Source organism: Rhodopseudomonas boonkerdii, assembly GCF_021184025.1.
GTDB lineage: Bacteria > Pseudomonadota > Alphaproteobacteria > Rhizobiales > Xanthobacteraceae > Tardiphaga > Tardiphaga boonkerdii.
The window spans coordinates 2,987,450-3,001,149 of the sequence record NZ_CP036537.1 but is presented as its reverse complement, the minus strand read 5'-3'; the positions used below and the strand labels follow the sequence as shown (position 1 = coordinate 3,001,149).

Annotated in this window: 8 protein-coding genes and 1 tRNA gene; 2 read left to right on the top strand and 7 right to left on the bottom strand. The window is 64.0% G+C overall.

Annotation, left to right across the window (positions count from 1 at the left end):
- The first annotated feature begins 188 nt into the window (after positions 1–188).
- Positions 189–1,205, top strand: a complete 1,017-nt coding sequence (locus tag E0H22_RS13800) for a helix-turn-helix domain-containing protein (RefSeq protein ID WP_233021586.1) — start codon at positions 189–191, stop codon at positions 1,203–1,205.
- On the opposite strand, the gene E0H22_RS13795 is transcribed toward E0H22_RS13800, so the two are convergent.
- The 6 genes from E0H22_RS13795 to E0H22_RS13770 form a co-directional block, all read right to left on the bottom strand.
- Positions 1,202–1,540: a lipid-A-disaccharide synthase N-terminal domain-containing protein gene (locus tag E0H22_RS13795; RefSeq protein WP_233021585.1), complete on the bottom strand. Its 339-nt coding sequence runs from the start codon at positions 1,538–1,540 to the stop codon at positions 1,202–1,204. The genes E0H22_RS13800 and E0H22_RS13795 overlap by 4 nt on opposite strands.
- Entirely contained in the window at positions 1,541–2,284 is a 744-nt protein-coding gene (locus tag E0H22_RS13790; RefSeq protein WP_233021584.1) for a glycosyltransferase family 2 protein, read from the bottom strand. It abuts the gene before it with no gap.
- Between the two features lie 66 nt (positions 2,285–2,350).
- Positions 2,351–3,175, bottom strand: coding sequence for a phosphatase PAP2 family protein (locus E0H22_RS13785; RefSeq protein ID WP_233026364.1), 825 nt, complete (start codon positions 3,173–3,175; stop codon positions 2,351–2,353).
- Positions 3,175–4,917: an ArnT family glycosyltransferase gene (locus E0H22_RS13780; RefSeq protein ID WP_233021583.1), complete on the bottom strand. Its 1,743-nt coding sequence runs from the start codon at positions 4,915–4,917 to the stop codon at positions 3,175–3,177. The genes E0H22_RS13785 and E0H22_RS13780 overlap by 1 nt, the downstream gene beginning before the upstream one ends.
- Positions 4,918–4,969: 52 nt before the next feature.
- A complete protein-coding gene (gene pbpC, locus E0H22_RS13775) occupies positions 4,970–7,027 on the bottom strand; it encodes a penicillin-binding protein 1C (RefSeq protein WP_430715276.1) in 2,058 nt (685 codons plus the stop codon).
- A 215-nt stretch (positions 7,028–7,242) separates the two neighbouring features.
- Positions 7,243–12,465 (bottom strand): alpha-2-macroglobulin family protein, encoded by a 5,223-nt coding sequence (locus E0H22_RS13770; RefSeq protein ID WP_233021582.1) that lies wholly within the window; start codon positions 12,463–12,465, stop codon positions 7,243–7,245.
- Between the two features lie 285 nt (positions 12,466–12,750).
- Between E0H22_RS13770 and E0H22_RS13765 the strand changes: the two genes are divergently transcribed.
- Positions 12,751–12,827, top strand: a tRNA-Arg gene (locus E0H22_RS13765).
- Positions 12,828–12,869: 42 nt separating this feature from the next.
- On the opposite strand, the gene E0H22_RS13760 is transcribed toward E0H22_RS13765, so the two are convergent.
- Positions 12,870–13,661, bottom strand: a complete 792-nt coding sequence (locus E0H22_RS13760; RefSeq protein ID WP_233021581.1) for an MOSC domain-containing protein — start codon at positions 13,659–13,661, stop codon at positions 12,870–12,872.
- Positions 13,662–13,700: the final 39 nt, after the last annotated feature.

The following is a 13,700-nucleotide window of genomic DNA, read 5'->3' as shown; positions in this document are numbered from 1 at the left end:
ATGGAACCGACGTTAACGCAACGATGCACGCTGCTAACCAAGTGCCGTTCACCACGAATACAACTAACTGAACCGCAACCGATGTATCTGTCGTCCCCCCTAACCAGCCGGGTTAAATTGGCCATACCTCTTCTGCGAACTCAGATTTCCGGTCCTGCTGAACCTATTGCAAAGTACCCTCGCACATCATGTCGCCGCCGCTTCCACGTCTCTATTACGTCACGACCGGCTTGGACGAAGTCACCGCTTTCGCCACCTGGAGTGCAGTTCTCGCACCGCTGTTCGAACCCCGCGCTGCGGGGCCCGGCAAGAAGACGCCGACGGGTTCGGCGTCGGGCGTCATCATCGGCAATATCATCATCGCCAAGGTGGTCTTTACCGCGCAGAATTTCGTGCGCGACGCCGGGCGGATCGCGGTGACACCGGACCATCTGCTGCTGCACCTGTATATGACGGGCGGCTTCAACGGCGAGATCACCGGACAGCACACGACCATCGGCCCCGGCAAGGTCGCCATGATCGATCTCGCCTGCCCCGTGAACACGCGGGCGTTCGCATCCAGCACGATATCGCTCATCGTGCCTCGCATGCTGCTCGGCGCTCCGCTACTGGAGGGATTGAAGCCGCGGCTCGATCCGTTTCGTAACGATCTGCTCGCAGCTCACATGCGTTCACTGCAGGAGCGCAGCGCTCAGCTGACCGAGGCGGATGTGGAAACCACCGTCGCCGAAACCGTCGATTTCCTCAAGCGCCTGCTGGGCGCGACGCCGGATGCCAAATTCGAACAGCAGAAACAAGCGGACGAAACCATCCTCGCTTTGACCGAGGCGGCGATCCGCGACAATCTCGCCTCGCCGGACCTCTCACCGGAATGGCTGGCGCAGAAGCTCGCCATCTCGCGCGCCACATTGTACCGCGTGTTCGCCGATCGCGGCGGCATCATGCGCCATGTGCAGGAACGCCGGCTGCTGGCGGTGCAGGCCGCGCTCAGCGATCCCCTGGAAACGCGTCGTCTGTCGAAACTGGCTGCCGATCTCGGTTTTAGCAGCGAAGCGCATTTCAGCCGCAGCTTTCGCGCGCGCTTCGGCGTCACTGCCAGCGCTTATCGGAAAAACCAGCGCGAGGCGTCGGCGACCGTCCAGCTCACCAGTCCCGAAGTCGTGCATCGCTGGTGGATGACGGTGTCAGGCTTGATCGCGGACTAGTTCGACAGCGTCTTCGAACCGCTGCTGCGGTTCTTCACGATCAGCATGATGTTGCGCACATAGATAATGGTCGCGAAGGCCTGGCCGAGGATGATCACCGGCTCGCGCTTGGCGATGCCGTAGATCAGCGTCATGAATCCGCCGGCCATGGACAGGAACCAGAACGCCATCGGCACGACACTCGCGCCGGCGCGCTCGCTGGAAATCCACTGCACCAGGAAACGCGCGGTGAACAGCAGCTGCGCGACCAGGCCGAAAGCGAGCCAGAAATCGAATTTGGCGACAAAGACATCGTAGAGATAGTCGCCGAGCGCCTGGCCGTACTGAATCAGCATTTACTTGAACTCTGTTGCTTGGGGCGTCGACCGCTTGCGGCGGATCAGCCACCACACACCGGCCAGATCCATCAATCCCACCCACAGGCGGTCGAAGAAACCGTAATTCGACACGCCCGAATGACGCGGACGATCGATCACATCCACATAGGCGATCTCGAATCCCTCGCGGCGCACCAGCGCCGGCAGGAAGCGATGCAGACCATCGAAATAAGGCAGCGACAGGAATACGTCGCGGCGGAACGCCTTCAGCCCGCAGCCGGTGTCACGCGTGCCGTCCTTCAGCACGGCATTGCGCACCTTGTTGGCGATGCGCGACTGAAACTTCTTGAAGCCGGTATCCTTGCGGCCGACGCGCTGTGCCGCTGCAAGGCCGACGCGCCCGCCCCCGTCGGCGATGGCCGTGATGAGATCCGGCAGAAAGGCCGGATTGTTCTGCCCGTCGCCATCCAGCGTCGCGACGATGGCGCCGCGGGCGTGGCGCACACCGGTACGCACCGCCGCCGACTGGCCGCACGACGCGGCATGATCGATCCGGCGCAGGTCGGCGCGCTGCTGCATCAGTTCGGCGAGCAATGCCGGCGTGCGGTCGGTCGAGCCGTCATTCACGTAGATGATCTCATAGGCCCAGCGGCCATCGAGCGCCGCCGCGATTTCGGCGATCAGGGGCGCGACATTGCCCTCCTCGTTGCGCACGGGCACGACAATGGAAACATCGATGGAAGCAGCGTCGGACAGGGGCAAATCAGGGCTCTCGGTTGGCGGCACGGCTGCGGGAACTTGTCGCGGCCGGCCGCGCGCGCCCGCTTATTATGGGGCGAAGGCCGTGCGGGCAACCCTCTTGACGTGCGCCGCGGACGGTCCCGGCAGCGGGTCGATACGGCCGCCCGGGCGGATGATGAACGCCAGGTGGCGCGCGGCGAACCAGTAACGGACCCCCATGGCAACGATCCAGCCGAGCAGCCCGCCGGCCACCACATCGCTCGGATGATGCGCCAGCAGCACGAGGCGGCTGCTGCAGATGATCACGGCATAGGTCACCATCGGCCATCGCAGCTTCGGCCACAACGCGGCCACCGCGAAGGCCAGCGCGAAACTTGTGGTGGCATGGCCCGACGGAAAACTCGCATAGATCTCGCTCCAGGCGAAATGCGAGAAGTTGAACGCATTGGCAGCGCCCCCCACGAAAGGCCGGCCGCGCCCGATGGTGCCTTTCAGCAATTCGCCGAGCAGCACGGCAAGCCCCACCGACAGGAAGATGTATTGCACGCGCGTGCCGACGCTGAGCCAGATCGCCTGCGACAGGCCGCGTAGCCGTGGCGCCAGCAGCAGAATGACAATGAGCAGGCCGAACAGTGCCCACAGCACATATTCGGATTTGCCGAAATCGGTGACGATCCGCAGTGGCCACAGGCCGGCAGTACCGCGAGGCGGCATCAGCCCGATCTCATAGGCATCGAGCAGGAACATCAGCGCGACGACGACGAGTGCGGTGAGCGCGCCGAAGGCAAGCGAACGCTTCGCCCAATGGCGTGCGGCTTCAGCCCGGCGCGAATGCGAGGGCGCGCGGACCAGTTGTGCCAGCGCCTGCCGGAGAACCGTCCCGAGTTGCGAAACGTAACCCGGCGCCGCCATCATTGCGTGCCTTCGGAGCGATAGACGGCGATCGAAACCGACTTGCCCTGCGAGTAGTTATAGCCCTCGATCCGGGTGAACATGTTGTAGCGCAGCCCGATTGCCTCGGCGCGCTGGGCAAATTGCCGTTCGGAACGATATTCGACCAGCGCAAAACGGCAGCTGCCCTGCCCGAGGAAATCGGCAGCGCCGGCACCGTCGGTGAGCAAGGTGGAGGTGTCGGTCATGAACACCAGGCTCGGCTCGTGATAACCGGCTGCCGCCGCCTTCGGCGCGACACAGACGACCGTACGCAGCGCCCGCGCCAGATGCACACTCGGAAACACCGGCCGCAGCGACGGCAGGAACACACCGTAGAACGCGATGCTCATGAAGAACGCAGCCACAACGCCCGAGAGCAGCGACCGCTCAGCGCGGTTGTTGTCATACATCATCCAGGCGAACAGGCCGAACACCAGCGCGCCGGCCGCAAACGGCCAGGCCAGGAACATCGGATGCCGGACGATGGCGACCGAGCCGACCAGTGCGGCAACGGCCGCAAGCACCGGAATGGCGAACCACCAGGCCGAACCGCGCGACAGCCAGCCGCGCGACAGCACCCTGCGCTCGAGCGCGCCCACGATCAGGATCGCGATGGCCGGATAAAGCGGCAGCACATAATGCGGCAGCTTGGTCATGACCAGTTCGAACACGATCCAGGACGGCACCAGCCAGGCCAGCAGGAACTGGGCTCCCGGCTCGCGCCGCGCCCGCCAGATGGCCGGCGCCGCCATACCGGCCAGTGGTGCGCCGGGCCAGAACGTTACCCAGAACAGCAGGAAATAGGTGCCCGGAGGCGCGCCATGGGATTCCTGCGCCTGCAGCTTGCTCAGCATGTCGCCGCCCAGCGAATCCGAGAAGAAGGACTGCCCGGCCTTGAGATAGATCGCCACGAACCAGGGTAGCACCAGCAGCAGTGTCCAGGGGACGCCGGCCAGAGGCTTCAGCCGGCCGAGCCAGCCCACCGAGCGATCCATGATGCCCAGCACCAGGATCGTGAAGCCGACAAACATCAGGATCAGCGGCCCCTTGACGAGGATGCTGACGGCCATGCCGGTCCAGAATACGAAGGGCTCAAACCACCCGCCCTGCTTGTTGTCCTCCCCGCGCTGCCAAGCCAGGTAGGCGCGCGCCATCGCACCCATCACGGCGACGACGGTGAGCAGCAGCATCGCGTCGGTCTTGGCCATGCGGGCTTCGACATTGAGCAGCACCGAGCTGCACATGATCAGGCCCGCAAGCACGGCCCCGCGGCGGGTCACGAAGGCGAGCGCCGTCCAGTAGGTCAGCAGCACCGCGCCGATGGCACCGATGAGCGACGGTACCCGGTACAGCCAGATACGGGCATCGGCATTGGGGACGCCAAGAGCCTCAGCGGCCTCCACGACCACCGCCTGCATCCAGTAGATGCCCACCGGCTTCTTGTAGCGCACCTCGTCCTGGAACCGGATATCGACGAAATCGCCGGTTTCGACCATCTGCCTGGTTGCCTGGGCGAAGCGCGACTCGTCGCGGTCGATTGGCGGGATGGTGAAAAAGCCGAACAGGAAGAACAGGAGCCCGCAGACGGTCAGGAAGGCGACCGCCCGGCCATGGGTCACGGTGGCGACATCCAGCACGCGCGCGAGCGTACTGCCCGGATCGACGCGGGGTTTCTGCTCGCGGGGGGCGCCAAAGCGAGGTCTGTATTCGGTCTCAGCCATATGGCTGTCGCATACGCTGAAACCGCCGCTCTCACAACCAGTTAGCCGGGCGTCACTGAATTCTGACCACAACTGTGTCCGCGGCGCCCATGGCGTCCATCACGGTCAGGCGGACGAATCCCGGCCCGGGCGGATCGATCAGGCGCTGCCGGCGGCTGTCGAGTTCCCCGGCGGCTATGCCGTTCACCAGCACAGTCATGGGCATCACCCCGCCGGCCACCTTGACCGGAACCGAGGAGAACTGCCCCTCGCCACCGCTGGCATCGATCCGGGAGCCGTTGAGCGGGAACTGGATATGCAGTGTCTGTTCGCTGCCGGTCCGGATCAGGTCGCCGGCCGGCCGATACCGGCGCAGCGGCAGAGGCAATTTGGCATTGCTGGCGACCAGCGCGCCTCTCGGCGCCTTGGGAAGCGGCGCCGGCAGCTTGCCGGTGCGCGCGAATGCATCGAACAGCACCGGCGCGGCGGCGACCCGGCCGATCAGGCCTGGGACCGGCGCACCATCGGGACGGCCGACCCAGACGCCGATGGTCATGCGGCCGTCGAAACCGACCGACCAGGCGTCGCGATAACCGTAACTTGTGCCGGTCTTGAAGGCGATGCGGTTGGGTGCGGCATTCTCCGGCGGCGGCGTGCCGAGCAGGACATTGCCGACCTGCCAAGCCGCGACTGGCTCCATCAATCGCAAGGTTTCGCGATCGTCGCCGCCATTCTTCTGCATCAACCCGCGCAGCGGTTTGACGCTGCCGAGCCGGGCGACACCTGCATAGAGCTGGACAAGATCGTGCAGGGTGACGCCGACACCACCGAGGCCCATGGCGAGACCGGGCGCTTCGCCCGCCGGCAGGACGAGGTCGCCGCCCGCCTGTTTAAGGCGCGACGTGAAACGCGAGGCCCCAACGCGGTCGAGCAGAGCAACAGCCGGCACGTTGAGCGACAATTGCAGCGCCTTGCGCACGGGCACCGTACCCTGGAACGTCATGTCAAAGTTCTCCGGCGCATAGGCGCCGAAGCGCGCCGGCCGATCGTCGATCAGGCTCTCCGGATGGATGAAGCCATCTTCGAAGGCGAGGCCATAGATGAAGGGCTTGAGGGTCGAACCGGGCGAGCGAACGGCGCGGGTCATGTCCACCTGCCCCGCCCTGCGGTCGTCGAAATAATCGGCGGAGCCGACGTGGGCGAGAATGTCACCGCTCTCATTGTCGACGGCGAGGATGCCGATAGAGATGTTGCTGCCGAGCGCCGTGGCGCGGTCGCGCGCCAGCATTTCGAGTGCTTGCTGAATGCCCGCATCGAGCGACGTTGTGATGATCGGCTCGTCCTTGCGCAGCGCAGCCGCCTGATCGGCGGCGTGCGGCGCCAGGATCGGCATTGGCTTGCGCAGCTTGGGCACATTGACAGCCTTGGCCTGCACGGCGTCGGCGGCGGATACGCGGCCCTCGCCGACCATCCGTTCCAGTACGCGATCGCGCGCGACGCGGGCATTGCCGGGATGGCGATCGAGCCTGCGATGTTCTGGCGATTGCGGCAGCGCCACCAGCAGCGCGGCCTCCGCTAAGGACAGCCGCTTCGGCTCCTTGCCGAAATAGGCGATGGACGCAGCGCGAACACCTTCGAGATTGCCGCCGAACGGTGCCAGCGTGAGATACAGATCGAGGATCTGCTCCTTGCTCATCTGCCGTTCGAGTTGCAGGGCGCGCACGGCCTGACGGATTTTTGCATGCACCGAGCGCTCGCGCCGCGGCTCCAGCAGCCGCGCCACCTGCATGGTGATGGTCGAACCGCCCGACACGATCTCACCGCGCGTCACGAGTTGGAATGCGGCGCGCCCGAGCGCGAGCGGATCGACGCCGTGATGATCGTAGAAGCGCTTGTCCTCATAGCCGAGGAGAATGTTGAGATAGCCGGGATCGACCGACGCACTCGACGTCACCGGCAGCCGCCAGCGTCCATCGGACATGGCGTAAGCACGCAGCAGCTTGCCGTTGCGATCGACGACGGTGGTGGAAACGATGCTGGCTTTTTCGAGCGGGAGTGGACCGAGGGAGTGGACCCAGGTGGCGAATGCGATGGTGGTGAGCATGGTCACAATCGCAACGCCAAGCACCATACGCTTCAGGAAGCCTGCAGCCATCCTTCGAGACGCGGCCGAAGGCGGCCGCTCCTCATGATGAGGGTAGAGTGTGGGTCGCCCTAGAAGACCCTCATGGCGAGGAGCCCGCGCAGCGGGCGTCTCGAACCATGCAGGCCGAGCACTATCCTCACCCGGATGCGATAGCCTGGGGGGCACGGCCGGAGAAGACGGTGGACTTTGCGGCCCCTCGCTCATTTCGCCTTTGCGACCTCGACACTGCCCGTGCCAGTCCGTCCGTAACGCGATGGATTATACATGTCCTCCACATAGGCCTGCGGCAGCACATACTTGCCGGGCGAGACCGCGCGGACGATATAGGCCACCGTGAAGACAGCCTTGTCATTGGCCTTGCGGTCGATCGCGGCCGTGAAGCGGTCGTCGCGAAATTCGGTGTTCACCGGCTCCTGCCCGTCTTCGATCCAGTCCAGCGTGCCGCTGTCGCCCGACGATACCAGATGTGGATTGTCGATCTCAAAGCCGGCCGGCAGATAGTCGGCCACCATGATGTGCCCGTATTCCGGCTTGGCTTCGGTGACCTTCAGCACCACGGCAAAGCGGTCGTTCTGCTTCGCCTTGGTCACGTCGGCCGGCGTGCCATCGAGCTTGTGATAGCTGCGCTCGATCTTGAAGCCGTTCGAGGCCGCCGGCTCCGGCGTCATCGGTGCGCCAGTGACCGACACGACCGCCTGCACCGGTGTGTCGCCGGTATTGGTGATCTTGATCGGCACGCCGGTCAATTCCGCCGCCTTGTAGCTGCGATAGAGCGCCGACTTCACCGCGCCGCCATTGACGTCGAGCGACAGCGTGTTCGCTTCCTTGGCCAGCGCACGCGAGGCCAGCACCAGCCACGCATTTTCCTGGGTCGAGGTGAAGGGCGTCAGACCACGCGCAGCTTCGACGCGTTGCACCGCCTGGGTCAGCGTCGCTCGCGGCGCATTACCTTCGCTGGCGAGCGACACCAATGCCGCCGCATCGCGCAGCGCTGAACCGAAATCGGTGCGGCCGAGTTCGATCACGGGCTTCGGCTGCAGGCTTTCGACCGCTGCGTTGTAGACGCGTTCCGCGCGCACACGGTCGCCAACCAGCGCCAGCGCCGCGGCAAGCTGCGATTTGGCGATAGGCGTCGCCAGATTGCTCAGCTTGGTGTCAGCGAGATAGCGGAGGTCGCCGATCGGCGCGGTGCCGTTCTTGGCAAGCACATAGAGACCGTAAGCAAGTTCACGGCCGCCATCCTTCTCCGGTTCGGCGGCATTGACCACCGAGTTGCGAACGCGGTCGAGCGCTGCGCGGAACAGCACGTCCGGCACCGCAAAACCCTTTTCCCGCGCGCGGGTCAGGAAGTCGGTGACATAGGCATCGAGCCACGGATCGTCGCCGCCCGACGACCACAGGCCGAACGAACCATTGGAGCCCTGCCTTGCCAGTAGCCGGTCGATGGAGTCCTTGATGCGCTGATCGACAGAGGTATCCATCGCCAGATGCGCGCCTGCGGCAAGGTCGTTGACATAGAGCAACGGCATCGCCCGACTGGTGATCTGCTCCGAGCAGCCATAGGGATAGCGGTCCAGCGCCTTGAGGATGGTCGCCGCATCGAGCGCCGTGGAGAGACTGGCCGACAGCGATACGCCGCCGGTACCCGGCACGAGGTCGGCGAACATGTCCGAGGTCAGTGTCAGACTCTCGCCCTTCGCCAGCGTGCGGATAGAGCGCCGCGCCAGGATTTGCGTGGCCGCCTTGACGTCGAGCTCATAATGCCGCGCCAGCGTCAGCCCGTTCGGACCCTTGATGTCCACGTCGAACATCGCACGACCGGCGCCGTTCGCATCCACGGCCAGTGCCATGGATGTGCGCTGCTTTGCAGCCAGCTTCACCGTCGTCGACGGATTGCCGATGAGCTTTACCGGACCTGTGGTCTTCACGCTAACCGTATAGTCGCCCGCGGCGCCTTCCACATTGTCGATGTCGAAGGACATCGTGCCCTTGTCGCCCGACAGGAGGAAGCGCGGCAGCGTCGCCGTCAGCACCACGGGATCGCGCACCGTGACGTCCACATTCGCTCGGCCGAGCTTGGTCGCCGTCCAGGCTACTGCCATGACACGCGCGGTGCCGGCGAATTCCGGAATCTCGAAATCGATCTCGGCCGTTCCATCGGCCTTCACGGTGACGATTCCAGAATACAGCGCCAGCGGTTTTTGCGTCGGCGGCGAGCCCTGAAGCTCCGCGGCCGCGCTGTCGCCGCCATTGCGGAGCTGGCCGCGCGTGCCCTGCATGCCGTCGATGAGTTGCCCATACAGATCGCGGATTTCCGACGTCATACGGCGCTGGCCTAGATAATAGTCATCCGGCGCCGGCGGCTTGTAATTGGTCAGATTGAGGATGCCGACATCCACAGCCGCGACAACGACCTTGGCATCCTCGCCCGCATTGAGCCCACCGAGCTTGACCGGCAGTTTCATGGTGGTGCTCGGACGAACCAGTCCCGGCGGTGTCAGCGCGACCTCGAGGGTGCGGGCCTTTCTGTCGATCCCGAACCACTTCAGACCGATGGCGCGGCCGGGCATGCGTGCCGCTGTGCTGTCCAGAGGACGCCGCAAGGTTGCCACAACATAAGCGCCTGTTCCCCAGTCTTTTCCGACCGGAATCGTGACTTTGGAGGCGCCTTCCTTGACCGAAATACTGGTGGTCGTGAGCAGCCGGTCGCCGATCACATTGACCGTCAGCCGACCCGCGCTGCGCGCATTGACCGACACGGTCATCGTCTCGCCCGAAGCATATTCAGGCTTGTCGATCGATGTTTCGAGCAGATCCGGTGTGTCGGCACTGCCGTCGGAATACCAGCCCACATCGAACTGAACTGACGTGACCGGCCCGTCCGCCTCATTGGCCTTCACATCCAGCCGATAGCGTCCCGGCTGCGGCTGCAGCGAGATTCGCGTCGGCTTGTCCGCAGCGACGACGAGATCGCCATCGGCGACGCGCCTGGTGGATTTGAGCGGCTCGTAATCCCACGACGAATTTTGCCGATACCATTGGTAGCGCGACTCGATTTTAAGGAGCTCATAACGCAGGCCGCTGCGCGCCTGGGCGGTGCCTTCTGGCGAAATGAGCAAAACGTCGAAAGCGGCATTGTCGCCCTCGGCGACGCTCCTGTCCTTGAACAACGGTTTGACGCCGATCATCGGGGCATTCGGCGCGATCGGCAGCACCAGCTTGCGCTCGACGGCGCGGCCGCCGGTTTCGGTCATGCGGATGAAGATCTGCGCTTCCTGCGGGCGGGTCGAGGATGGCGGCTTGGGCAGGCTGACCGGAAAGGTCGCTGAACCATTGGCGTCGGTCTCCGGCAGATCCTCGATCGGCGTGCGCTCGTTGCTGGCGCTCTCCTCGTCGGCGATGCCGAACTGATAGCCGGCAAAGCCGGGCCGTTCGGCTGCAGGGCCCACCAGCAGATCGCCTTCGAGGCCTTGGCTGGATGCCGGTGCTCCATACAGGAACCTGCCATCGACCTTAAGTTCTACTGGAAATTCAGCTTTGATCGCCTTGTCTTTGGAAGATATATCGAATTCGATCCGGTCAGCGACATAATCCTCGACCATGAAGGTGGTCTCGCCGACAGCCGGCGCCTTCGGATCGGTGAAGGCGCGAACGCGCCAGGTGCCGGTCGGAACCGCCGAATTCAGCGGCAAGGTCAGGCTGCGTCCGCCGGCTCCCTGGTCCTGCAGGACCGCGCGTCGGAACTCGACGCCGTCGGGGCGCTCGATCACCAGCGTCAACGGCCCGGCCGTCACGGCATTGCCCTGCCCGTCGCGCAGCAGCGCCGTGAGATAGACGGTCTCGCCGGCACGGTAGACACCCCGCTCGGCATAAACGAAGGCGTCGGCGCCGGCCGGCACCGGGCGGCCGGAGATGCCGCGATCGGACAGGTCAAAGGCATTCGACTTCAAGCTCAGGAAGGCATAATCGGCCTTCTCGCCGGTCACCGTGAGCAGCGCCGGCGACAGGCCGCCATCGCCCTTGGCAAGCCCGGCCTCGAACACGACGTGGCCGGCTTCGTCAGTCTTCTTCGTTGCCAGGATTTCGTTGTTCCGGGCGATCAGCCGGACATCGGCCCTGGCCATCGGCTCGGTGGACGCCAGCGAATTGACGAAGACATGGATGCCGTCATTGCCCGAAAAGGCGGTGAGGCCGAGATCGGACACGATGAACCACTGGGTCGCCAGCGCGCCGTCATCGTCCTCATTGCGGGATGCCCCCGGCCCCTTGGCTGCCGCCGTCATCACATAAACGCCCGGCTGCAGCTCACCGATGGCCTGATCCACCGGGAACGCGGTCGTCACATCCTCGTTCAGTCGGGTCTCGGTGGCGAGTTCGCCGGTCCAGACTTTTTGTCCACGCTCGTCGCCCAGCGCGTCGAGCTGATATTTGCTCAGCGAGGTCTGGAAATCGCTGGATATCACCGTGTTGATCAGGTTGCGGTCGCCGATGCGGAAAAGCTTGATATCGACGGCCTGGGTATTCACCGATACCAGCGGAATGCCCTTCTGGCCGGTGCGCGGCAGCACATAGGCGCGGCCTGTGAAGCGCACGAGCGGCTTGCGGTCACGCACATAGACGTTGAATTCCGCCGATTTTGGCAGGCTCTCCTTCACCGTGGATGGCAAGCCCGCACGCAGATTGATGTTGTAGCGCTCGCCGTGCTTCAGACCCTCGACACAGAGCTGTCGGTCCTCGGCGGACAACGCAGGCTTGTCATTGCCGGCCAAAGCCAGAAACGGCGCAAAATCGACGCGTTTGGCAAGGTCTTCGGAGAACTGGAAACAGGCCCGCGGCGATGCCGAATCGGAATCGACGCTGTAGTCGAGCAGGCGAAAGCCGTGATCGCCGCGCAGCTTCTCATACTGTTCGCGGACATCCGCGACCTCGCGCATGTCCAGCGACAGGCGCAACGCATCCAGTGCCGGCCGGTACAGTTTGCGTTCCGCCATGGCGCGGCCGAGCACGGCCAGAGCCTCCGCCTCCTCTCCGGCATTGGCGGCGCGCTGATAGGCCATATAGGCGGCGGTGGCCGCACGTTCGTTGAGGAATGTCGCCTCGGAGGCATTGGCCGGCCGGATTTGGGCGACGGTTTTAGCGAGACGCAGCCAGTTGGCGGCATCCTCCGGAGCAATCGCAACGATCTGGCCGAGAATCTGCAGGCCTCCCCGCGTATCGGAGCGCCGGAAGGCGGCATCCGCATCGGAGCGCAGTGTCGCAGCGGATTTCGCGACCGGTCCGGCCTCGGTCTTGATCTGGGCCTCTAGCTTGATCGCCCGGTCGGACAGTTCATCGCGTCGGAAGGCTTTCTCGGCAGCACCAGCCGAAGCGAGCCCAAGCGCCAGCACGACGCACATGCTGACTGCGCCAACCAATCCCTTCATGACGGCCTCTCCTGCACGGACGCGCCATTCGGCGCCCCGTTTTGCGCAAATTGGTGACGAACTGATGGCCCGGCCGACACTGGACAAACGGCTTGCGGATGGCGAGATCACATCCAGAACAGCCAGCACCGTGCTGAGGGCATCGCCTGACGCATGATGACGGCCAGTCGGCGCAATGGCAAAGCCACCTCGCCGCCTTTTGGTCGTATCCACGGGGAAAATGGTTCGGAACGGGCTTGGCCTGGGGGCGGATTTTTCATATGGGCATGCTATGAACGCACCAACGGTCCCATAGCTCAACTGGATAGAGTAGCGGATTTCTACTCCGCGGGTTGCAGGTTCGAGTCCTGCTGGGATCGCCATAGCCAAGCCACTGAAGTCATTGACGAAGGCGCTGCCTTGCTTCAGCTTTCCACCGGCCTCGCTATGCCATCGCCCACAGCGATCACCCCATCGGTCTCCACGGTCAGGTAAATGCCTAACAAGACGTGATCGTAGAGCCGAAGCAGTTCCTTCGGCACATCGATGTCCCTGAGCGTGGTGTCCGGATTGACCTGCGTGGCGGGACACCGACGTGTCGGTCGGACGGCACGAAGCTTCACGCGACCGATCGAGACTTGCTTCTCGCCCTCCAGCCAATCCATCTCTTCCCAAGGGTGTAATCCCTCGATCAGGACGTTCATCCGGAACCGTCGGGCATCGACCTTCTTTCCGAGCTTCTGCTCAAAATCGCGCAGCGACGCGAGATTGAGAATCGAGATGGTGTTCATCAGAAAACTTGAATGAACACCGACGTCCGTAAATCGATGCCCGATCCCTCGGACGAAGCGAGGCTCTCGGCCACGCATGTCATCGGGGACGAATTGCTCGAAGAACGCATTGATCGAAGCGACGCCATCCACCGAGCGCGTATTCGCTTCGAGAGTGGCATCACCGTCAACGACCGACAGGACGCCACTGTCCGCGTCGTAACGTGTGCGCAAACGCGCCAACGCTTCCTGTCTCGCCAGCATCAAAAACTTGGTTTTTGGGAGAGGCGTCGGGTTTTGCTCGTCGAAGTCAGTGTCCGGAAGGGCGAGCGCGAACGCACGGTCGCCATCGATCCCCTGCCCGGCCCGAAGGTGAACAGATGTAAGAGGCTCGGGCGACAGTCCTTTGACGGGAAAGCGAGCGATCGACGTGACCACGGGATTCATGAGGATCCACCGTTCTGGAATTTCATCATCATCTGTCGT

Bases quoted from the DNA above. Each gene is read 5' to 3' on its own strand.
- E0H22_RS13800 (WP_233021586.1), top strand. From the start codon at position 189: ATGTCGCCGCCGCTTCCACGTCTCTATTACGTCACGACCGGCTTGGAC.
- E0H22_RS13795 (WP_233021585.1), bottom strand. From the start codon at position 1,540: ATGCTGATTCAGTACGGCCAGGCGCTCGGCGACTATCTCTACGATGTC.
- E0H22_RS13785 (WP_233026364.1), bottom strand. From the start codon at position 3,175: ATGGCGGCGCCGGGTTACGTTTCGCAACTCGGGACGGTTCTCCGGCAG.
- E0H22_RS13780 (WP_233021583.1), bottom strand. From the start codon at position 4,917: ATGGCTGAGACCGAATACAGACCTCGCTTTGGCGCCCCCCGCGAGCAG.
- pbpC (WP_430715276.1), bottom strand. From the start codon at position 7,027: ATGGTGCTTGGCGTTGCGATTGTGACCATGCTCACCACCATCGCATTC.
- E0H22_RS13770 (WP_233021582.1), bottom strand. From the start codon at position 12,465: ATGAAGGGATTGGTTGGCGCAGTCAGCATGTGCGTCGTGCTGGCGCTT.
- E0H22_RS13760 (WP_233021581.1), bottom strand. From the start codon at position 13,661: ATGAATCCCGTGGTCACGTCGATCGCTCGCTTTCCCGTCAAAGGACTG.